The following is a 22019-nucleotide window of genomic DNA, read 5'->3' on the forward strand; positions in this document are numbered from 1 at the left end:
GTGAAGCAGAGGCTCCATTGCCTGATGTCCCGCCAATGTAAGTCCGGCAGGGACCTTGTGCCCATGCGCCGGGTGGGTGTCGTGCTGGGCACGCGGCGGGTGTCGTGCTGGGCGCGCGGCGGGTGTCGTGCTGGGCGCGCGGCGGGTGTGCACCGGACGGCGCACAATGACGACGTCGACAGGAGGCAGACGATGGACAAGGTTGTCCGTTCCGCCGTCGAGGCGGTCTCCGACATCCCCGACGGGGCGACCCTCGCGGTCGGTGGATTCGGTCTGTGCGGTATCCCGAGCGTGCTGATCCGCGCTCTGCTGGACTCCGGCGTCAAGGACCTGGAGGTGGTGAGCAACAACTGCGGGGTGGACGACTGGGGGCTCGGCCTGCTGCTGCAGGAGCACCGCGTCCGGCGCGTCGTCGCCTCGTACGTGGGGGAGAACAAGGAGTTCGCCCGACAGTTCCTGGCCGGAGAGCTCGAGGTGGAGCTCACCCCGCAGGGCACGCTCGCCGAGCGCCTCCGTGCAGGAGGAAGCGGGATCGCGGCGTTCTACACGCGGACGGGCGTGGGCACCCAGGTCGCCGAGGGAGGCCTGCCGTGGCGGTACGACGCCGACGGCGCTGTCGCTGTCGCGTCCCCGCCCAAGCCGGTCGAACGGTTCCTGGTGCGGGGCGTCGAGCAGGAGTTCGTCCGCGAGGAGGCGATCAGTGCGGACTTCGCTCTCGTGCGCGCCGCCGTGGGCGACCCGGCGGGCAACCTGGTGTTCCGCGGGTCGGCCCGCAACTTCAACCCGCTCTGCGCGGCCGCGGGAGCGGTGGCCGTCGCGGAGGTCGAGCGCCTCGTCCCGGTGGGGTCGCTGGATCCCGACCAGATCCACCTGCCGGGGATCTTCGTCGACCGGGTCGTCGAGCTGACGCCCGAGCAGGCCGCCGAGAAGCGGATCGAGCGGCGCGCCGTCCGCGTGGGGGGTCCGTCATGAGCCTGACCAGGGAGCAGCTGGCTGCTCGTGCGGCGCAGGAGCTGCCCGACGGCAGCTACGTCAACCTCGGCATCGGGCTGCCGACCCTGGTGCCGAACTACCTGCCGCCCGGCGTCGAGCTCGTGCTCCAGTCGGAGAACGGCGTGCTCGGCGTCGGACCGTACCCGGCCGACGACGAGGTCGACGCCGACCTCATCAACGCCGGGAAGGAGACCATCACCGTGAGGCCCGGGGCGAGCTACTTCGACTCCGCGACGAGCTTCTCGATGATCCGCGGCGGCAAGGTCGACGTTGCCGTCCTCGGAGCGATGCAGGTCTCGGTCAATGGGGACATCGCCAACTGGATGATCCCCGGGAAGATGGTCAAGGGCATGGGCGGCGCGATGGACCTCGTGCACGGCGCCCGCCGGATCGTCGTCCTCATGGAGCACGTGGCCCGTGACGGCTCGCCGAAGGTGCTGTCCGAGTGCACGCTGCCGCTGACGGGCAAGGGGGTCGTCGACCGGATCATCACCGACCTCGCCGTCATCGACGTCACCCCGGGCGGCCTGGTGCTGCGGGAGCGGGCGCCGGGAGTGTCGGTCGACGACATCCTCGCCGCGACTCCGTCCGTGCCCCTGGCCAGGAGCGACGTCCCCGAGATGGTCCACTCATGACCGGGCGCGAGGTGGTCCTGCTGGGGTTCGCGCGGACGCCCATGACGCGGCTCAACGGGTCACTGTCCGGGCTGAGCGCCGCCGAGCTCGGGGCCGTCGCGATCCGCGGCGCCCTGGCCCGCGCGGACATCCCGCCGGCGCTGGTCGACCAGGTGATCATGGGTCAGGTGGTCCAGGCCGGTGCCGGCCAGAACCCCGCCCGGCAGGCCGCCCACCGGGCCGGGCTGCCGTGGACGGTGCCGGCGACGACCGTCAACAAGGTGTGCCTGAGCGGCCTCACGGCGATCGTCGACGCGGCCCGGCTGATCCGCTCGGGGGAGGCCGACGTGGTCGTCGCCGGCGGCCAGGAGTCGATGAGCCAGGCGCCCCACGTCCTGCCCGGGTCGCGCCGCGGCTGGACCTACGGCGACCTGCAGGCCGTCGACTCGCTGGCGCACGACGGGCTGACCGACGCCTTCGACCATGCGTCGATGGGGGCGTCGACCGAACGGGGGAACGCGTCGCTGGGGATCGGTCGTCGGGAGCAGGACGAGGTCGCGGCGGCGAGCCACCGCCGTGCGGCCGCCGCCGTCGAGTCCGGGGTGTTCGCGGCGGAGATCGTGGGTGTGGACGCGCCGCAGCGGCGCGGGTCGCCGCTGCGCGTGGAGACCGACGAGGGCATCCGGCCCGACACGACGGTGGAGTCGCTGGCCGCGCTGCGACCGGCCTTCGCGGCCGACGGGACGATCACCGCGGGCAACGCGTCGCCGCTCACCGACGGGGCAGCGGCGGTCGTGGTCTCGGCCCGGGACGTCGCCGAGGCTCGCGGGCTGACGTGGCTCGCGTCGCTCGGCGGGTCCGGGCAGGTCGCCGGGCCGGACACGTCGCTGCACTCCCAGCCGTCCGCAGCGATCGACGCCGCGCTCAAGCGCTCCGGGTGGTCGCTCTCGGACGTGGACCTCGTGGAGATCAACGAGGCGTTCGCCTCCGTCGTCGTGCAGTCGCTCGGGGACCTCGGCTACCCGCTCTCGCAGACGAACGTGCACGGCGGCGCGATCGCTCTCGGGCACCCGATCGGGGCGTCCGGTGCCCGGCTGGCCGGGCACGCCGCCATGGAGCTCGCACGACGGGGGCACGGACGCGCGGCGGTCGCACTGTGCGGCGGTGGAGGGCAGGGCGAGGCGCTGCTGCTCTGGCGGGACAATGACTGAGTGACCACGGGACCCGGACTGCCACAACGGCTCGACCACACGTTCACCGCACCCATCGGCGTCGAGGTGAAGGGTGAGGTGTGGTCGTGCGTCGAGATGCCCGGTTCGGCCGCCTTCTTCGGTACCGGCAGAAGCGTCAAGGTCGTCGCCACGGTCGACGCGGTCCCGGTGACAGCAGCCTTCATGCCGACGGGCACCGGCGGACACATGCTGTCGATCAGCGCGAAGCTGCGCGCCCGTCTCGGCAAGGCGGTCGGTGACGAGGTGACGGTCCACCTGGAGCAGCGCCTGTCTTGAGGGCACCCCGCGGTCCCTCGGCCGCCGCATCCTCCGGGGGCGACTGCGCCGACCCGGCCGCCGCAATCCTCCGGCGGCGACCGGCGCCCCGGTGTTGGCTCCCTACCGGCGTGCGACCACGGGTCGCACGCGCCCCCCTCGGTCCGAGCAACCGTCACGGCGTCGCGGTCGTCGAGTGCCATGAGTTGAGAACCTTGGGCGGCCCGCCGTCCGGGAGCATCACCGCGACTGCGAGGACGCCGTGCGTCGTGATGGCATCGAGGTCGCCCACCTGACCGACGACCCCGGCGACGGCCTCGTCGGTCAGGCGGATCGTCTCGTCGGCGTTCGCGCTCACGGTGTCCACGTACTCGTAGGCGATGGTCGCGACAGCACCGCCCTTGACGGCGACCACCCGTACCGCACCGCGAGGACCCGTGGGGTCCTCGCCGTCGCCGAGGGGGCGGACCTCGTGCTGCGTGAGGGTGCCGATGTCGCTGGGCACAGCCGTGATCTCCTCGCGGTAGGCGGTGAGGCCGTCGTCGGGCACGAGTGTCCCGGCGTCACCCGTCGTGGCGTACGTCTGGACGGCCGTCATCGCCTCGACCGCCGCTGCCCGTTGCGCGGGCGTCGCGGTGCTGGCGCGACCAGGTGGCAGGGGTCGCGGGACCTCGTCCTTCTCGAGCGCGCTGTCGGTGACGAGACGCCACGGCTCGAGCACCGAGCCGCGCTCGTACACGCGCAGCTCGACCACGTCACCGAGTCCGCTGGCCTCGCCGGTGGATGCCGTGGTGGTGGTCGCCATGAACCACATGGGGTACGAGTCGAAGGCCGGAGCGAACACCTGCAGCGCGAGGTGGTCCGGACGTACGGAGCCGCCGTCTCGCCCCTCGCCTTGGCGAGCAGCGTCGAGAAGACGTCGGAGCGCAAGGGTGCCCCCGAGTCGACCGCCTCCCAGCCGCTCGGGTCATGGCTCTGCACGCTCAGCGCGATCGCCGCGTTGTTGCGCTCGTCGTAGGAGGCGAAGGCCGGCAGGATCTCGTCGTCGAGGATGGCTGTGCGCACCGGGGTGGTCTGTGTCGTGTCGACGCGCTCCGGGAGTGCCGCGCAGCCCGTCAGGATCGTCGCGCCCGCCAGTCCGAGGACGGTGAGGCGAGGTCGGAAACCTGCACGCGCACTCCGGGACCAGACGGAACCGCTCTGCACCGGCTCGGACGGTGCCTGCTCGGGCGCCACGTCGGCACCGACAGGCTCGCTCGGCGTGCGCCCACCGCGACGGAGCAGCGCGATCCCGATGCCGACCAGCACCAGTCCGGCAGCGGTCGTCGCGAGAGCCGTGACGAAGCCGTGAGGGACGGCCACTCCCAGCGTCACCGTCAAGGCGCCGCCGGTCGGGCCGGAGACCACGACGATCGAGACCGGCTCACCGGTGAGCGCGACGTCGAGGCGCTGGGTTCCGGACCCTGACGTGCTGTGGTCCCAGAAGGTGGTGGTCTCGGGGGCGACCGGGGCCGCAGTGAGCGTGCCGACCGTCGTCTTCCCCGACAGCGTGCCGTTCGCGTCGACCTTCGTGATCCGGAGCCGCGTGACGTCGGTGAGATAGCTGCCGACGTCCACCGGGTTGGCGACGCCGACGAACACCGTGCCGCCGGCGTTGCGTGCCGCCACCTCCACCGTCGCGTTCCGGTACGGGAACAGGTCCGCCGCGGTGAGCGCGGTCCGGGCGCCGCCCGACACGGTCGTCGTGGACGGCAGCGTGGCGACGTCGTCGGGACCGATGGCGAGCCCGACGACGGCACCGAGCAGCGCGAGGGCCGCACCCGCGACGATGGAGAGCACCGAGAAGGTGCGGCGCATGACGTCCCCCTTGTGGTCGAGTGACGTGGAACGTAGCAGCGCTGGTCAGCGACGTTCGCGCGTCATCCACAGGAGTCGAGGGCCGGGGATCAGTCGGGCAGCAGCGGGACGGCGAGGCCCTCGCCGGCCCGCAGCAGGCTGCCGCGCACCAGCGCGCCCTTGCCGAACCGTGACGACACCGCGTCCACCGCCGCGTCGAGCCCGCCGAGGTCCGGGCCGTCCAGCGGAAGGGTGGGCTGCACGATCGAGTCGGACCCCAGCCGGGTCAACGCGATGCCGACGAGCGTGATCCCGCGGTCTCGGACCAGTGGTGCGGCGGCGTCCAGCAACCCCACGGCCGCCGCGGCGACGTCGGCCCCCGAGGTGGTGTTGTGCAGGAACGACCTCGACCGCGTGGCACGCGTGTAGTCGTCGAACCGCAGGCGCAGCACGACCGTCCCGGTCGTCCGGTTCGCCTTGCGCATCCGGCGGCACACGCGGTCGACGAGCCCGAGGAGGGCCGCCCGGACGAACTCCGGTGAGTGCGGCCCGCGGCCGACCGCCCGCTGCGCACCGATCGAGCCGCGGGCGCGGCCGGTGACGACCTGTTCGGGCGTGCGCCCGTGCACGACAGCGAACAGGTGCCTCCCGGCAGCCCTTCCCAGGGCTCCCATCAGGACGGACTCCGGGAGCGACGCCACGTCGCCCGCGGTGACGAGCCCGTACCCGTGCAGCTTGCGGGCCGTCACGTCACCGACGCCCCAGAGCTGCTCGAGAGGCAGCGGGTGCAGGAAGGCCTCCTCGCCGTCCGGCGGCACGAGCAGCAGGCCGTCGGGCTTGGCGACCCGGCTGGCGACCTTGGCGAGGAACGGCGTGCGGGCGACGCCGACCGTGATGGGCAGGCCCACCTCGTCGAGCACCTGGGCACGCAGCCGCGCCGCGATGTCCACCGGGGGGACGTCGATGTGGTGCAGGCCTGCGACGTCGAGGAACGCCTCGTCGATCGACACGCCCTGGACCTGCGGCGTCGTGCGGTGGAAGAGGTCGAACACCGCGCGGCTGGCCTCGACGTAGGCGTCGAACCGAGGCCGCACCTCGATCAGGCCCGGGCACAGCATGCGGGCCTCGCGGCCGCTCATCGCCGTCTTCACGCCCTGACGCTTGGCCTCGTAGGACGCGGCCAGCACCACGCCGCCGCCCACCGCGACCGGGCGGCCGCGGAGCCGAGGGTCATCGCGCTGCTCGACGGCCGCGTAGAACGCGTCGAGGTCGGCGTGCAGGATCGCGGCGGTGCGTGGGCTGGAGGGCACGAACACATGTTCGATCCGACCACTGACATCGCCCTACCCGACGACGGGCGGTCGGCCCCAGCAGAGGCAGAACGGGTGGCCGGCGGGGTCCGCGTAGACCTGGAAACCCTCGGCGGCAGTGCGGTCCTCGGGCGGCCTGGAGAAGCCGAGCGCCGAGTGCGAGGGCCTCCTCGTGAGCGGAGTCGAGGTCCTCCACGTAGAGATCCAGGTGGATCTGCTGCTGTTCGCCGTCCGGCCAGTCCGGCTGGACGTGGTTCGGCGCGAGCTGGAAACCGAGCCGAGGGCCGCCCTCGACCGACACGGTGTGCCAGTCGTCCTCCGCGTCGACCGTCCCGCCGAGCAGGCCGGCCCAGAACGCGCTCTCCGCGGAGAGGTCTGCGGCGTCGAAGACGATGGTGGGGGTGCGAGTGAACCTCATGCCGGGATGCTTCCAGGGACCACCGACACCCGCCTGTCAGTTCGCGGCCACGGTGACCACCGATCCCGTGACGACTGGGCCGTCGTCGGCTCCGTCCCGGCCGATCCGCGGGTCGACGAACACGAAGACCCCGTGACGATCGCCGTGGCGCAGCGCCAGGACGCAGCTCCCGACAGAGCCCCGCGGCGGCTTCGGGGCCGGCGGCCCCAGGGCCGGGATGCAGACCCGCTCGATCGGCTCGGCCATCCGACCCTCCATCGACTCCTGCAGCACGCGCGTGACGTCGGGGACGGTCCCGTCCGACTGCCAGCAGGCGACGATCCCGTCGCCGTGCCCCTGCCCGGGGCAGTCCATGGACGGTGTCGCGCCCTCCGGCGGGGCCACGGACCGGGCCTCGTCGTACGCCTGCTCACGCCGACTCGCCTCCAGCATTGCGAGGGCGTCCGGCATGACGAGGGCGGCACCTGCGCCGAGGACGCTGACCACGAGCGCGACCACCAACGGCGTGCGGAGGCGGCTCATGCGGAGGCATCGGCAGACCGACCTCGTGGCGTGAGCGCACTGCGGCTGCCCTCGCACCGGTGCGCGGCAGTGGGTGATCTCGGCGGTCCGGAGGACTGAAGGTTGTGGACAAGTGGCGGTCGCGGTCCGAGATGCCGGTTAGCGTTCCCCGCGCGGCGCCGGTCCGCACCCGGTCCGCCGGGTCGAGCGTGGAGGTTTTCGATGGCCAACCTGAACGTGTCGTACCAGGAGATGCGGGATGCGGCGACGCGCCTGACCAACGGGCAGGACGAGATCACCACCAAGCTCAACGAGCTCAAGGGGTTCATCGAGTCCCTGATCTCCTCCGGGTTCGTCACCGACCAGGCCTCCGTCGCGTTCGGCGAGTCCTACCGCCAGTTCACCCAGGGCGCCACCGACACCGTCGCCGCCCTGACCAGCCTCGGGGAGTACCTGCGCAAGGCCGCCGCCACCCTCGAGGACGCCGACACCCAGCTCGCCTCCGGCCTGCGCGGCTGACCTGACGCAGCCGAGCACGCCGGGCCGCCGCAACGGCGGCCCGGCGCCGTTCTCCGACGGGGAAGGGGCATGTCCGACGGTGGTCGACACCATCGACGTCGAGAGCACGGACGACTCCGGAGTACCGGAGAAGGGGGATGACGTGAAGCAGGAGGAGCTCTCATGAAGACTGGCTCAGCTCGCTGGGTGGGTGTGGGGCTGACCGCCGTGGGCGTGGTCGCGTTGTCGCTGAGGGCGTGGCGGGGGCTCGCCGACGGTTCGGCCTCCGGGACGATGCCCGTCGCGCTGTTGGTCGTGGCGCTGGTCCTGGGCGGTGTCGCGCTCGGGATGCGGTGGGGGATCCGTCGTGGTCGTGGCCGGCACGAGAGGCTGGCTGCCGAGCTCCCCGGCTGGACGCTGCACGAAGCCTGGGCCGACGCGTCGCTGCAGGCCGAGCTGGCGCGGGTGGGGCGCCGGGAGCGCGGGTTGCGGTCCGGTACCCGACTGACGGTCGGCTGGTCGTCGACAGGCTTCGCGGTGTGGTCGGGCCCGCGCGGCGCGGTGAACCGGTTGGTGGCCGAGCCGTGGTCGGGGATCGCGTCGGTGACGCTGGGCACCGGGGTGGCGGCGTCGACGCCACGGCCGGCGCTCGTCGTGGAGACGGTCGCGGGAGCGACGTTGGTGGTGGTGCCGTGCGGGTATGCGGGCGGCGGTCTGCTGCCGGCGTCCCGCGAGGTCGTCGTGCACCTCGTCGCGCAGGTGCGCGCTGCTCGGGACGCCGCCGCCGCGCAGCTGTGAACCTCGTGGACCGGGTCCAGCCGACCGTGGGCCGCCTGCCGGTGGCGGTGGGCTGACGCGGACGCCGCCGCCCCCTCACGACAACAGGGGCGGCGGCGTCCGTGCTGTCACGCCGGCGTCAGCTCCCGGTCCCGGGCGGCGGTGGCGATGTCCTCGCCCTCGAACGAGACCCGCGGCAGGATCCGGTCGAGCCACCCCGGCAGCCACCAGTTGGCGCGGCCCAGCAGGGTCATCGTGGCCGGCACGAGGACCATCCGGACGAGGGTGGCGTCGAGGAAGATCGCGGTGGCGAGCCCCACGCCGAACATCTTCGTGGCCGCGTCCTCGCCGAGCACGAACGCGAAGAACACCGAGACCATGATGAGCGCCGCCGATGTGATGACCCGGCCGGTGCGGGCGACGCCGTGCACCACGGACCCGGTGGGCGACCCGGAGACGGCGTACTCCTCGCGCACCCGCGACAGCAGGAAGACCTCGTAGTCCATGGACAGCCCGAACAGGATCGCGAACATGAACATCGGGATGAACGACACGATCGGCACGGTGGCCTCGAGTCCGATGAGGTCGGCGCCCCAGCCCCACTGGAACACCATCACCATGACGCCGTAGGCGGCGGCGACGCCCAGCAGGTTGAGGACCACTGCCTTGAGCGGCACCAGGACCGAGCGGAACACGAGCACGAGCAGCACGAACGACATGGCGAGCACCGCCCCGACGAAGGCGGGCAGCCGGTCGTTGACCCGGACGCCGACGTCCGCGAAGTTCGCGGCCTGCCCGCCGAGGTGCGCCTCGGCGGGGGTGCCTGCCAGCGCGGCCGGGAACACGGCGGCGCGCAGCCGGTCGATGGTGGCGGTGGTCGCCTCGTCCTGCGGTCCGGTGGTGGGGAGCACCACGACCGTGGCGATGCCCGTGGCCTCGTCGACGGTCGGCTCGCTGACGCCCGCGACGCCGGGGTCGGCGGAGATCGCGGTGACGAGCGGCCCGACCGCGCCGGGGTCGCCGTGCAGCTCGACGGCGACGACGAGCGGGCCGTTGGTGCCCGGCCCGAAGCCGTCCGCGAGCAGGTCGTACGCCTGCCGCTGCGTCCAGTCGGGCGGCAGCGCGCCGTCGTCGGGGATGCCGACGCGCAGGGCGACGACGGGCGCGGCCAGCCCGAGGAGCACCGCGGTGGCGCCGACCGCGTACAGCGCCGGGTGCCGGGTGACGTGCCCGACCCACCGCTGCCAGCCCGGGCCCTCCTGCGCGATGGCGCGCCGACCGATCACACGTCGTCCGGCGAGCGAGAGCAGGGCCGGCAGGAGGGTCGTGGACGCGGCCACCATGATCAGGACCACGACGGCGATGGCGATGCCCCCGGCGGTCATGAAGGGCACGCCCGCGACGGCGAGGCCCAGGATCGACACGACGACGATGCCGCCCGCGAAGACGACCGGCTGCCCGGCGGTCGCGAGGGCCCGGCTGACCGAGTCCTCCACGGTCATGCCGCGGGCCAGGAAGTCGCGGTGCCGGGTCATGACGAAGAGCGCGTAGTCGATACCCACCCCGAGCCCCACCATCGCGCCGAGCACGGGGGCGTAGCTGGGGATCTCGACGAGGTGGTTGATCAGCGGCATCGAGGCGACGCCCACGGCGAGGCCGAGGACCGCCATGCCGATGGGGATCGTCGCGGCCACGAAGGACCCGAACGCGAACAGCAGGATGACGAGCGCGACGAGCACGCCGACGAGCTCCCCGACGCCGGCGGGTGCGGAGTCGAACGCGAAGAACAGGTCGCCGCCCATCTCGACGCGCAGGACGGAGGTGTCGACCCCGGCTCCCAGGGCCTTGAGCCGGTCGAGGTCGGCCACGGACAGCTCGTCGAGCGGCGGGTACTGCAGCCGCAGCAGCGCGACCCGCCCGTCCGGCGACACCACGCCGGCGGTCGCCCCCGGTGGTGCACCGTCGGCGAGCGCCCCGGCCGGGTCGGTGGTGTCGAGCACGTGCGGGAGCCCGGCGGCCTCGGCCTGGAGCGCGGCCAGCGCCTCGCGGGCGGCCGCGGAGCCGGCGAACGTCTCGTCCTCGTCGGCCGGTGTGACCACGACCTGGGCCGTGACCCCGGCGCGGCTGGATCCTGTCGCTGCGAGCAGGTCGTTGGCCTGCTGGGAGTCGAGACCCGGCACCCGGAAGGAGTCCTCGAGGGTGGTGCCGTACGCGTTCGACAGGCCGACGACGGCGGCGGCGAGGACGAGCCAGGTGCCGATCACCGTCCAGCGGTGCCGGGCGGCGGACCGTCCGAGACGGGACAAGGCGTGCGACAGCATGGGGTCCTCCTGGTGGCTGAGGCATCCGGCGGCGGGCCGGCGCGAGACCCATCGTCGCGAGGCGTCGTGGCTGGTCACATCGGCCGGCGAGCCGGACGGGCACCGGCCGGACGGTCGGCCGGGCGCTGGTCCTTTCGGTCGATCCCCGGTGTGTGCCGTGTCCCTACGCTGAGCCCGTGATCATGCAGGCGGTCCGACGGCTCTGGGACGAACCCCGCGCCCCGCACGCCCCGACGAGGGTCTGGCGGGACTGGGTGCTGCTGGCGCTCGTCGTCGTCGGAGCCGTGCTGGAGGGGACGCTCCGCCGTGACGTGCCGTGGCGGCCCGTGGCGATCGTGCTCGCGCTCGGGCTGGCTCCCGTGCTCATGATCCGGCGGACGCGGCCGCTGGCGGCGGTCACGGTGGCCTTCGGGGCGGTGATGGTCACCGACCTGGTCTCGCTGGCGGCCCGCACCCCGGCCTCCGTCGGTCTCGGCACCACGGCGTACGTGCTGATCCTCGTGTACGCGCTGTACCGCTGGGGCGCCGGGAGGGAGGTGGTGCTCGGCTCCGCGGTCACAGCGGCGGCCTTCACGCTGGGCACGGTCCGGGACTACACGACGTGGGGTGACGCGGTCTTCGGGTTCGTCGTCGTCGCGTTCGCCGCGGCGCTCGGCTCCACGGTGCGGCTCGTGCGGACGTCGCGGCTCCGCGAGCTCGACCAGGTGCGGATGCGCGAGCGCGAGCAGCTGGCGCGGGAGCTCCACGACACCGTGGCCCACCACGTGTCCGCGATGGTGGTGCGCGCCCAGGCCGGCCGGGTCGTCGCGGCCACCCGTCCGGAGGCGGCGGGGGAGGCGCTCGCGGTCATCGAGGCCGAGGGGGCGCGGACGCTCCGGGAGATGCGGACCATGGTCGGTGCGCTGCGGGCCGGCGAGGACGCCGACCTGGCGCCCGCGCGCGGGATCGCGGACATCGAGCCGCTGGCCCGGTCGCTCGGCGGCGACCCGCAGGTCGACGTGCAGCTCACCGGGGCTCTGGACGACCTGGGCCCGGCCGTCGGGGCGGCGGTGTTCCGGATCGTGCAGGAGTCCCTCACCAACGCGCTCCGCCATGCGCGGCACGCCACCCGCATCGTGGTCCGGGTGGTCGGGGATGATCGTCAGGTGTGCTTCACGGTGACGGACGACGGTGACCCTGCGACGTCGCGGGTGCCCGGCTACGGCATGGTCGGCATGACGGAGCGGGCCGCGCTGCTCGGTGGCACGGTCTCGATCGGGCCGGGGCCGGACCGTGGCTGGGTCGTCGACGGGTCCCTGCCGCGTGTCCGGGCGACCGCGTGAGCATCCGCGTGCTGGTCGCCGACGACCAGGAGATCGTGCGGACCGGGCTGCGGATGATCCTCGACGCACAGCCGGGCATCGAGGTGGTCGCGGAGGCCCGTGACGGTCGGGAGGCCGTCCGCCTCGCCCGGGAGCTCCGGCCGGACGTGTGCCTCCTCGACATCCGGATGCCGCAGGTCAACGGGCTCGAGGCCACCCGGCTGATCGTGGGTTCCGGCGACGAGGACGTGCCCGCGGTCGTCGTCATCACGACGTTCGACCTCGACGAGTACGTGCACGGCGCACTGCGTGCCGGTGCCCGGGGGTTCCTGCTCAAGGACGCCGGGCCGGAGCTGCTTGCGCAGGCGGTCCGTGCGGCGGCGGACGGGGAGGCGCTGATCGCGCCGAACGTCACCGTGCGGCTGCTGGCCGCGTTCGCGGGCACGGGTCCGCCCCGGCTCCCGCAGCAGCCGATCGACCCGCTCACCGCCCGGGAGGAAGAGGTGCTCCTGACGGTCGCGCGGGGACTCACCAACGCCGAGATCGCGGACGAGCTGCACATCGGCCTGAGCACGGTGAAGACGCACCTCGGCTCGCTGATGGCGAAGCTCGGGGCACGGAACCGCGTCGAGATCGCAATGTGGGCGTACGAGACGGGTCGCGTCACGTCGTGACCGCGAGGGCGACCGGTCGCCCAGGTGAACCGGCGGTCCTGCTCCGCTCGCCCGGACGGTGTGCATGAGGAACATTGGGTTCTGGCGTGTGCCCGAGACGGGAGGCAGGCGTGCGCGTGCGCAACGGTGCCACAGTGGTCGTGACAGTGCTCGTCGCGGCGCTCGCCATGACCGCGCCGACACGGCCCGCCGCGGCGGCCCCGCCCGTCACGGTGTGCGCCTCGCCCACGTCGACGCTCGACGGCGGCGGCAGCATGGACCTCACGATCGGCGCCGGGGAGGTGCTGCTCCTGACCGGCGGGACGTACACGGGTCGGCTGGACCTGCTGCCCGACGGCACCGCCTGCGTGGACACCGACGCGGCCCTCGAACCCCAGAACGTCAAGAGTCCGGCCGGTGACCTGGTCGTCCTCGGGTCGGTGGACCTGCCGGCCGTCACGTCCGACTCCGGGTTCGACCTGGTGGTCGTGGGATCCGCCACGCTCGGCAACCTCACCCTGGACGACTCGAGCGAGCTCACGGTCGCGACGACCGGCTCCGTGCGGACCGGGAACCTGAGGGCGAACTCCGGCTCGCTGATCGACAACGCCGGCGTCCTCGACGTCCGGCTGACCACGGACGCCGGCTCGACGCTGGTGAACTCCGGCGACCTGGTCACCCGCTCCGGGCTCGCGGTCGACGGGGCGCTGCGGAACACCGGGCACATCCAGGTGGTCGGGGGTGCGTCCAAGCTGAACGTGGGCTCGACGATGAGCAACGAGTGCGTCATCGACGCGAGCGGCGACGTCACCGTCAACAGCGGCAGCGCGGCCGGTGTCACGAACGCCGGCATCATCCGTGCGCTCGCCGGCGGCCTGCGGATCGGCAAGGACGGTGTGTTCACCCAGACCCCGGACGGCATCACGGTCGCCGGGTCGCTCGACAGCTCCGGCACCGTCGACGGTTTCGGTCGCTTCCGGTTCACGGGGACCACCCACACCGAGCTCGTCTTCGCCGGTGCCAGTGACGCCCAGCCCATCGTCGTGCACGACGTCACGCCTCCACCGCCGCCGCAGGTGTTCGACGAACAGGCGGGGGCCGTCGCCAACACGGTCCCCGGTGTGGTGGAGAGCCCACCGCCGGGCGCGCTGGTCGGTACGTGCACCGGGGCGTCGGCCGTCGCCGACGTCCTGATGACCAAGGAAGGCCCGGCCTCCGTCTCCGCGGGCGGCACTGTCAGCTACGCGGTCACGGTCCACAACGCCGGGCCCGGGACAGCGACGGGCATCACGGTCACCGACTCGCTTCCGCCCGAGCTGACGGGCGCGTTCGCGAGCAACGGTGGCGTCGTGTCCGGCGGGACGGTCACCTGGACGGTGGCGTCCCTGGCGGACCAGGGGGACGTCACGCTGGTGGTCGGCGGGTTCGCGCCCGGGTCGGGGTCGTTCACCAACACGGTGAGCGCGACGAGCACGACGAGCGACCCGAACCCCGCCAACAACGACGGGTCCACGCCAGGGCAGTCCGTGGTGACCAAGGTGAACGGCACCCTGCCCGCGGAGAACCTGCCACCGGCCGTCGGCGACGTCGTGGTGTCCACCCGCGCGACGCAGACCGTCGCCGGCGCGGTTCCCGTCAGCGACCCGGACCAGGGGCAGGAGGTCGTCACCGCGCTCGCGTGGCAGCCGGCGCACGGCGTCGCGACCGCCGGACCGGACGGCGTATTCGAGTACACGCCAGCCGGCAGCTACACGGGCGTCGACGAGTTCGCCGTCGAGGGGTGCGACAACGGGCGTCCGGTGCTGTGCGGGACGGGGACGGTCACGGTCGTCGTGGCGCCCCTCGCGGTCCGGGACGGGGCCGAGACCACCCAGAACGTGGCGGTCTCCATCCCGGTGCTGACCAACGACATCGGCGACACCGTCGGCGGTCCCCAGGTCGTCGACGACCCCGCGCACGGTACGGCTGCCGTGGTCGGCGAGGAGATCGAGTACACGCCGGGCCTCGACTACGTCGGCCCCGACGTGTTCACGTACAAGGTCTGCTCGAACCCGGTCACCGTGTGCGGCCAGGCGGTCGTGGCCGTCGACGTCGCCGCCCCGAACGCGGCACCGACGGCGCAGGACGTGGCAGTCGCAGGGCCCGCCGACTCGCCCGTCTCGGGCATCGTGCCCGTGAGCGACCCGGACTTCGCGCAGCAGCTGTCCGTGACCCTGGACGTGCCGCCGCCCGCCGGTGAGGCGGTGGTGGACCCGGACGGGTCGTTCACGTTCACGCCACCGCCGGACACCGCGGACGTGTTCACGTTCGGGGTGGAGGTCTGCGACGACCACCCGGGCCAGCTCTGCGACCCCGCCACCGTGACCGCGACGGTCACGCCCGTCGCGCACCCGGACGCCGCGTCCACCGTCGCCGGGACGCCCGTGACGTTCAGCCTGACCGCGAACGACCGCGGCGGCGTGGGCACAGCGACGGTCGTCGCGCCCGGGCCGGCGGACGGTACCGCCGCCGTCGCCGCCGACGGGCGGGCCACGTACACCCCGGACCCTGGCTTCACCGGCCAGGACGCCTTCGAGTACGCGGTGTGCGCCTCCGCGCAGGCGACGCTGTGCACCACCGGCACCGCGACCGTGTCCGTGGACGCCGCGCCGCTGCCTCCGGTCCAGATCGAGCCCGCGGACCTCACGACCACGGCGACCGTGCCCGTCGTGGCCGACCTGCAGTTCAACCACGCCGCCGCCGACCTGACCTTCACGCTGCCGACCGCTCCGGAGCACGGGGCGGCGACCGTCGCCGGCAGCGGGCGGGTCACGTACACCCCGGCCGGCGAGTTCACCGGCCGTGACCGGTTCACCGTGCGGGCGTGCTCGAACCTGGAGCCGGCCAACTGCGGGACGGCGGCGGTCACCGTCACGGTCCTCCCCGTCGCCGGTGACGACACCGCGGTCGTCGAGGCGGGCGGCAGCGTCGACGTCCCGGTCGGGGCGAACGACGTCGGCGCGGTCGGCCCACCGCAGGACCTGTCCGACCCGGCCCACGGGAGCGTGGTCGTGACCGGCCCGGTGCGGTACACGCCCGACGACGGCTTCGTGGGCGACGACAGCTTCACGTACACGGTCTGCTCCACGGTCGACACCGACGTGTGCGCGACAGCGACCGTCTCGGTGGTGGTGACCGAGCCGCCGAACGAGCCGCCGTCCGCCCAGGACGCGACGGTGGCGGGACCGGCGGACGCCCCGGTCTCCGGGCGGGTCGTGGTCTCCGACCCGGACGCCGGTCAGGTGCTGACCGTGACGCTGACCGCCCCACCGGCAGCCGGCGTCGCGGTCGTGCACCCCGACGGGACGTTCACGTTCACACCACCGGCGGACACCGCGGACACGTTCACGTTCGGAACGCAGGTCTGCGACGACCATGCCGACCCGCTGTGCGACGAGGCGGTCGTCACCGCGACGATCGCCCCGGTCGCGTTCCTGGACGTCGCAACCACGGCGGCCGGCGTCCCGGTGACGTTCTCCCTGACGGGGAACGACAGGGGCGGGGTCGGTGAGCCGTCGCTCGTCGCGCCCGGACCCACGGACGGTTCGGTCGACCTCGAGCCGGGTGGCCTCGCGACGTACACCCCGGATGCCGGGTTCGTGGGCGACGACGACTTCGAGTACCGGGTGTGCGCGAGCGCCGACGCGGCGTCGTGCACCACGGGCATCGCGACGGTGAACGTCGGCGCGGCGCCGCTGCCGCCGGTACAGATCGAGCCGGCTGACCTGACCACGACGGCCACGATCCCGGTGGTGGCGGACCTCCGGCTCAACTACGACGCGGCGGACGTGGACGTCAACGTCTCGACCGCCCCGGAGCACGGGTCGGCGAGCGTCGCGGGCAGCCGGGTCACCTACGCCCCGGCAGGCGCGTTCACCGGCCGCGACCAGCTCACCGTACGGGCGTGCTCGCTGGCTGAGCCCGCCAACTGCGGGACAGCGGTCGTCACGGTGACGGTGCTCCCGGTCGCCGGGGACGACTCCGCGGTCGCCATCGCCGGGGGCAGCGTCGACATCCCGGTCGAGGTCAACGACGTCGGGGCCGTCGGCGCACCGCGGGACCTCACCGACCCCGCTCACGGCGCGGCCGAGGTCACCGCGTCGGTCCGCTACACCCCGGACGACGGGTTCGTCGGCGACGACGCCTTCACGTACACGATCTGCTCGACGGTCGACCTCGACGTGTGCGCGACGGCCATGGTCTCGGTCGTGGTGACCGAGCCGCCCAACGAGCCGCCGACCGCACAGGACACGAGCGTGACGGGCCCCGCGGACGCCCCGGTGTCCGGCCAGGTCGTCGTGTCCGACGCCGACTTCGACCAGCAGCTGACCGTCGTCCTCGTCGTGCCGCCGTCCGCGGGCACCGCAGTGGTCGATGCGGACGGCTCGTTCACGTTCACCCCGCCGGCAGACACCGCCGACGTGCTGACGTTCGGTGTGCAGGTGTGCGACGACCACCCCGACCAGCTCTGCGACCCGGCGACCGTGACCGTCACCGTCACCCCCGTCGCGCACCCGGACGCCGCAGCGACGACGGCGGGCGTCCCGGTGACCTTCCCGCTGACCGTCAACGACCGTGGCGGCGTCGGGGTGCCGGTCGTCGTCGACGGTCCTGCGGACGGCACGGTGACCATCGAGGCGGACGGCCGGGCGACGTACACGCCGGACCCGGGGTTCACGGGCGACGACAGCTTCCGCTACTCGACCTGTGCCACGGCGGAGCCGACCTTGTGCGCCACGGGTTCCGCCACCGTGCACGTCGACACGCAGCCCTTGCCGCCGGTCGAGCTCCAGGACGAGGCGCTCACGACGATCGCGACCGTGCCGGTGGTCGCCGACCTGACGTACAACCACGCGGCGGCCGACCTGCGGTTCACCGTGTCCTCGGGTCCGACCCGCGGCACCGCGTCCGTCGACGCCGTCGGCCGCGTGGTCTACTCCCCGATCGGAGAGCTCACCGGACGGGACCGGTTCACCGTGCAGGCGTGCTCGGTGCTCGAGCCGGCCAGCTGCGGGACCGCCGTCGTCGATGTGACCGTGCTCCCGGTCGCCGAGGACGACACCGCGGTCGTCGAGGCCAACGGTGCCGTCGACATCCCGGTCGAGGCGAACGACGTCGGCTCCGTCGGCGGCATCGAGGACCTGACCCAGCCGCCGCACGGCACGGCGCAGGTCAGTGCCTCGGTCCTGTACGTACCGGACAACGGGTTCGTCGGCACCGACGCCTTCAGCTACACGATCTGCTCGACCGTCGACGCCGACGTGTGCGCGACCGCGACCGTCCAGGTCGCGGTCCAACCCCTGGCGACCGGGGACGTGCTCGCCACCGAGGCCGGAGCCCCGGGCACGGAGGACCTGCTCGCCAACGACGTGGTCGGCCCTGATCCGGTGGCGACACTCCTCTCGGGTCCGTCCCACGGGACGGCGACCGTCGCGGGCGGCGTGCTCACGTACACGCCGGACGGCACGTTCACCGGTCACGACCAGCTCGTCTACGAGGTGTGCGCCCCGGTGCAGCCGGTGTGCGCACAGGCGCAGGTCCTCGTCGAGGTGTCCCCGGACGTGAACCCGGTCCTGACCAGGACCGTCGAGAGCACGTCGATCGAGATCGACGTCACGGCCAACGACTTCGGCGACGCCGGCACGCCCGTCGTCACCCGCCCGCCGGCGCACGGCACGGTCACCGGCGGCGGGCTCGAGCTCGTCCGGGCGATCGTCGGCACGGGGAACGTCGAGCTCTCGGCCGTCGAGCCGCTCGTGTACACGCCCGAGCCCGGTTACGTCGGCCCGGACAGCTTCCTCTACTCGCGTTGCGCCGAGTCGACGACGCTCTGCAGCGAGACGGCCGTGGTCGTCGTGGTCCAGCCCGTGGTGGCACCGCCCACCCAACCACCCACCGAACCGCCCGTGACGGAGTCGCCGACCCCGATGCCGCCCGTAGCGGCGCCCGGGACGCCCGCGTCCGTTGCGGCCGGTGCCCTGTCGGCGACCGGTGTCGAGGGGTGGGCCCAGCTCGTGGCGGCCGGGCTGCTCGCCGTGGGCCTCGGGGCCGTCCTTGTCCGGGCCGCGAGCCGTCGGCCTCGTCGGCGCTGACGGCCGGCCCCGCCGGAGCGAGGGCCGGCCGGAGCGCGGCCCGGCCGGAGCAACCGCCGGGACCCGCGGGTCAGAGCGACTCGGCGATCCGCCTGACCTCGTCGAGGCGGCGGTCCCACTCGGCGCCGATCGCGTCGAGCGCCCGGGCCGTCTCGTCGAGCCGGGAACCCAGGGGCCGGTACCGGATCTCCCGCCCCACGTGGACGGGTTCGACGAGCCCCGCCTCGGTCAGGACGGCCAGGTGTTTCGCGATCGCCTGCCGGCTGACGGGGAGCACGGCCGCGAGCGCCGAGGCCGATGCCTCCCCGCGGCCGAGCTCCGTGAGCACCCGCCACCGTGTGTCGTCGGCGAGCGCGGCGAACACGGGGACGAGGGCGCCGGGCGCCGGCGCGGTCACACGGACCTCACGACGTCCTGCTCGAGGTAGGCGAGCAGCTCGTCGAGCTCGGACGTCCAGCCCTGACGGTTGTCCTCGAGCGCGAGTCGTGGGTCGCGGCTGGTGAGCGAGCCGAACCCGCTCTCGACGACGGTGAGCCGGGTGCCGTCGCCCTCGGGTTCGAGGCTGAACCGGACGAGGGTCGACGTGCCTTCGCCGAGCGGCTCGGGATCGCCGGGGTGCGCCCCCCACGTGAAGGCGAACGCGCGGGGCTCGTCGTACTCCTCGACGCGGATCACGAAGTCGCCGTACCCCTCGAACCCGATCGAGCCCTCGGCGCCGACGTGCACCTCGGGCAGCGAGGCACGGGCGCCGAACCAGCGGGTCATGTGGTCCTCGCGGGTGAGCGCCTGCCAGACGCGCTCGGCGGGGGCGGCGACGTGCACGGTGCGGGTCACGGTGAAGGCGTCGACGTCGGCGACGGCGGGCGGCTGAGGGGTGGTCATGGTCGTCCTCCTGGGTGGGTGCCTGGCTGGTGCAACTCCACAGTTGCACCAGCACCGGCTATTTGCAACCCATTGGTTGCACCCAGGTCACGGCTGCGTGACCGACACGCTCTTCGTCGACACCCCGCCCTGGAGCGAGATCACTCGCCCGGCGACCGTCGTGTCCTTGTCCAGGCTCACGTCACTCTGCGCGAGCAGCACTCCACGCAGGGCCACGGCGCTGCCGACCGTCGCGGTCGAGCCGCTCACGAAGAAGACCTTGTCCGTCGCCGCACCGTTCGCGAGGACCACCTTGGTCCCGGGCGCGAACGTCAGCGCGTCCGCCTGGACGACGAACACCGAGGAGGCGTCGCCGCGGGCGTCGAGCGTGACGGTGCCCTGGAGCGTCACCGGGCCGGTCCGGCGCAACGTGCCGGGCAGGAGGGTGCCGGTGACCGTCGCCGGAGCGCTCCCGGTGGCCGGCCGTCTCCCGATCGCGTCGTACACGGCCAGGGCGTCCGTCCGGGCGTTGGCGGCACCCGGGGTGTTCTTGTCGACGTTGCCCGTGATGTCGACGGCGTTGAAGCCCGACACGCTGGTCCCGGGGGTGACGCCGACGTTCCCGAGGACGACGCTGTGGCTGTCGGCGTTGGAGATGCGCGTGCACGCGAGGATCGCGTACGTGCTCGCTCGTCCGAGCGACAGGTTCGACCAGCTGGCGACGGTGAACGTGCTGTTCACGTTGGTCGTTCTCGCGGTGAACGCGGCCGACGCGCGCTCCGGCCCGACGAGCGCCAGAGTGCCGGCCGCGAGTGCGGCGAGCCCGACGACGGCGGAGGTGCGGACCCAGGCTCGCCGCGCGCCGGGGCGCGGGACGGCCGAGCCTCGTCGTGCGCGGCCGAGACCGGACCGTGCACGAGGCACCTGGACCCCTCGAGCGTCGGTCCGGCGGCTGTCGTCGCCCGGCCAGGTCCACAGGGTGAGCCACGTGGCGGCGACCGTGCCCACCAGCCAGGCGAGGAACGGCCCGAGCTGTCCGGTGCTCCACCACAGGCTCGGCAGACCGACCCAGCGCACCAGCAGGCGGCCCTGACCGGTGATCTTCTCCCTGGTCAGCGCCGTGCTGTCGGGGTCGATGTTCGCGTCCCCCTGGGTGACCCACTCACCGGTGGCGTCGCCCTTCGCCACGATCCGGTGGACGACCTGGTGCTCGCCGCCGCCGGCGGCGGGCGCGCTGAACTGCACGACCGCACCGAGCGGCACCGGCTCGCTGTCCGGCAGGGGACTGGTCTGCACGAGGTCGCCCGGCGCGATGTCGGGGCGCATCGACCCGGTCTGCACCACGGACGCGTCCCAGCCGAACGCCAGGGGCAGCGTGCCGATGGCGGTGAGGGCGAGGAGGAGGACGAGGTAGCACTGAGCGACCGTGCCGAGGACGAAGGCGAGCCAGCCGTCCTTCCCCAGGACGGTCGGACGGCGGTCGTTCTCGGCTCGGGCGCCCCCCGGCTCCTGCGACGACTGGCGCGCAGGAGCCAGGGACCCGAGCGGGGTCACGCTCCGGTGCCCGTGCTCTGCAGCTCCCACACCATGTCCATGGTGACCTGGGCGTTCTGCAGCGAGTCGACCTGCTGCTGCGTCAGGCCGGTGACGTCGAAGCTCCACGAGCCGCGGTACACCTTGGTCTCGTTCGGGGTGCCCGCGGTGGTCCACCGGCCGCCGCCGGAGGCGTAGTCCTTGTTCACCGTGGCCAGCGTGGACAGCGGCTGGGCGGGAAGGGCGCCCGGGTCGGCGACGAACCCGGCGCAGCTGTCGAACGTGCCGCCGGTGCCCTTCTCGACCTTGAACATGATGCGGTCGGCGAGCAGGGGGTTGGACGAGTTCACGTTCTGGGTGTACGCGCGCACCTCGCCGGGGACGGTCGCGCCGGACTTGACGACCAGACAGCGCTCACCGGTCTGGCCGGGCACGAGGTTCGTCACGGTGAAGCCGGCGCGGCCGGCGTCGTCGTCGGTCAGCGTGACCTGGCCGGTGCTCCACGCGTTGCCCGCGTCACGCGTGGTGGACGTGAACGCGGCGGACGACGACTGCCAGACGAGCGCGCCGGCGGCAAGGATGGCGACGGGTGCGGCGGCCAGCGCGACGACGCGGCGGGCGGTGCGGGACGGTGCGGTCATGGGTGGGTGCTCCCTGCTGAGATGGCGTCCGTGTCGGACTTCTGGGCGCACGCGAACCTCGGGTGAGTTCGCGTGGGTTATGACAATTGGACCGATGTCCACGTCCGGGCGCGCGGGACCTTGGTCCCGGGTGACGCGTCACTG

General features: G+C 73.3%; 18 protein-coding genes and 1 pseudogene. 9 read left to right on the plus strand and 10 right to left on the minus strand.

What is annotated here, in order from left to right:
- Positions 1-192: 192 nt before the first annotated feature.
- The 4 genes from ACVW07_RS18040 to ACVW07_RS18055 are packed head-to-tail and all read left to right on the plus strand — an operon-like array spanning position 193 to position 3115.
- A complete protein-coding gene (locus ACVW07_RS18040) occupies positions 193-972 on the plus strand; it encodes a CoA transferase subunit A (protein ID WP_456820583.1) in 780 nt (259 codons plus the stop codon).
- Complete coding sequence (locus ACVW07_RS18045) at positions 969-1628, plus strand: CoA transferase subunit B (RefSeq protein WP_456820584.1); 660 nt, start codon at positions 969-971, stop codon at positions 1626-1628. The genes ACVW07_RS18040 and ACVW07_RS18045 overlap by 4 nt, the downstream gene beginning before the upstream one ends.
- Positions 1625-2818, plus strand: coding sequence for an acetyl-CoA C-acetyltransferase (locus ACVW07_RS18050; RefSeq protein ID WP_456820585.1), 1194 nt, complete (start codon positions 1625-1627; stop codon positions 2816-2818). The genes ACVW07_RS18045 and ACVW07_RS18050 overlap by 4 nt, the downstream gene beginning before the upstream one ends.
- Positions 2819-3115, plus strand: coding sequence for a DUF1905 domain-containing protein (locus tag ACVW07_RS18055; RefSeq protein WP_456820586.1), 297 nt, complete (start codon positions 2819-2821; stop codon positions 3113-3115).
- Between the two features lie 154 nt (positions 3116-3269).
- Here the strand turns inward: ACVW07_RS18055 and ACVW07_RS18060 are convergent, their stop codons facing one another.
- From ACVW07_RS18060 to ACVW07_RS18080, 5 genes and pseudogenes are all read right to left on the minus strand, one after another.
- The gene (locus ACVW07_RS18060; protein WP_456820587.1) at positions 3270-3692 is read right to left on the minus strand and encodes a hypothetical protein; all 423 of its coding nucleotides are present in this window, start codon (positions 3690-3692) and stop codon (positions 3270-3272) included.
- The gene (locus ACVW07_RS18065; protein WP_456820588.1) at positions 3689-4951 is read right to left on the minus strand and encodes a hypothetical protein; all 1263 of its coding nucleotides are present in this window, start codon (positions 4949-4951) and stop codon (positions 3689-3691) included. Before ACVW07_RS18065 ends, ACVW07_RS18060 begins: the two co-directional genes overlap by 4 nt.
- Positions 4952-5040: 89 nt before the next feature.
- On the minus strand, positions 5041-6240 hold the full coding sequence (dinB, locus tag ACVW07_RS18070; RefSeq protein ID WP_456820589.1) for a DNA polymerase IV: 1200 nt from the start codon (positions 6238-6240) through the stop codon (positions 5041-5043).
- A gap of 33 nt (positions 6241-6273) precedes the next feature.
- Positions 6274-6658, minus strand: a pseudogene (locus tag ACVW07_RS18075) (VOC family protein).
- A gap of 36 nt (positions 6659-6694) precedes the next feature.
- Positions 6695-7180, minus strand: a complete 486-nt coding sequence (locus ACVW07_RS18080; RefSeq protein ID WP_456820590.1) for a hypothetical protein — start codon at positions 7178-7180, stop codon at positions 6695-6697.
- Between the two features lie 201 nt (positions 7181-7381).
- On the opposite strand from ACVW07_RS18080, the gene ACVW07_RS18085 reads away from it, so the two are divergent.
- Together ACVW07_RS18085 and ACVW07_RS18090 are read left to right on the plus strand one after the other, a co-directional pair.
- The gene (locus tag ACVW07_RS18085; RefSeq protein ID WP_456820591.1) at positions 7382-7678 is read left to right on the plus strand and encodes a WXG100 family type VII secretion target; all 297 of its coding nucleotides are present in this window, start codon (positions 7382-7384) and stop codon (positions 7676-7678) included.
- Between the two features lie 162 nt (positions 7679-7840).
- Positions 7841-8455 carry a hypothetical protein gene (locus tag ACVW07_RS18090; protein ID WP_456820592.1) on the plus strand — a complete coding sequence of 205 codons (615 nt, stop codon included), beginning with the start codon at positions 7841-7843 and terminating at the stop codon, positions 8453-8455.
- Positions 8456-8562: 107 nt separating this feature from the next.
- Here the strand turns inward: ACVW07_RS18090 and ACVW07_RS18095 are convergent, their stop codons facing one another.
- Positions 8563-10755 (minus strand): MMPL family transporter, encoded by a 2193-nt coding sequence (locus tag ACVW07_RS18095; protein WP_456820593.1) that lies wholly within the window; start codon positions 10753-10755, stop codon positions 8563-8565.
- 182 nt (positions 10756-10937) lie between these two features.
- Between ACVW07_RS18095 and ACVW07_RS18100 the strand changes: the two genes are divergently transcribed.
- From ACVW07_RS18100 to ACVW07_RS18110, 3 genes are all read left to right on the plus strand, one after another.
- Entirely contained in the window at positions 10938-12077 is a 1140-nt protein-coding gene (locus ACVW07_RS18100) for a sensor histidine kinase (protein ID WP_456821118.1), read from the plus strand.
- On the plus strand, positions 12074-12730 hold the full coding sequence (locus ACVW07_RS18105) for a response regulator (RefSeq protein ID WP_456820594.1): 657 nt from the start codon (positions 12074-12076) through the stop codon (positions 12728-12730). Before ACVW07_RS18100 ends, ACVW07_RS18105 begins: the two co-directional genes overlap by 4 nt.
- A gap of 110 nt (positions 12731-12840) precedes the next feature.
- Entirely contained in the window at positions 12841-18840 is a 6000-nt protein-coding gene (locus ACVW07_RS18110) for an Ig-like domain-containing protein (protein WP_456820595.1), read from the plus strand.
- A gap of 70 nt (positions 18841-18910) precedes the next feature.
- Here the strand turns inward: ACVW07_RS18110 and ACVW07_RS18115 are convergent, their stop codons facing one another.
- The 4 genes from ACVW07_RS18115 to ACVW07_RS18130 all read right to left on the minus strand — a co-directional run bounded on the left by ACVW07_RS18115 (position 18911) and on the right by ACVW07_RS18130 (position 21875).
- On the minus strand, positions 18911-19237 hold the full coding sequence (locus ACVW07_RS18115; protein ID WP_456820596.1) for an ArsR/SmtB family transcription factor: 327 nt from the start codon (positions 19235-19237) through the stop codon (positions 18911-18913).
- On the minus strand, positions 19234-19722 hold the full coding sequence (locus ACVW07_RS18120) for an SRPBCC family protein (RefSeq protein ID WP_456820597.1): 489 nt from the start codon (positions 19720-19722) through the stop codon (positions 19234-19236). The genes ACVW07_RS18115 and ACVW07_RS18120 overlap by 4 nt, the downstream gene beginning before the upstream one ends.
- Positions 19723-19809: 87 nt before the next feature.
- The gene (locus ACVW07_RS18125) at positions 19810-21285 is read right to left on the minus strand and encodes an ice-binding family protein (protein WP_456820598.1); all 1476 of its coding nucleotides are present in this window, start codon (positions 21283-21285) and stop codon (positions 19810-19812) included.
- Positions 21252-21875, minus strand: a complete 624-nt coding sequence (locus ACVW07_RS18130) for a hypothetical protein (RefSeq protein ID WP_456820599.1) — start codon at positions 21873-21875, stop codon at positions 21252-21254. Before ACVW07_RS18130 ends, ACVW07_RS18125 begins: the two co-directional genes overlap by 34 nt.
- Positions 21876-22019: the final 144 nt, after the last annotated feature.

This window comes from Cellulomonas sp. URHB0016, from assembly GCF_054057935.1.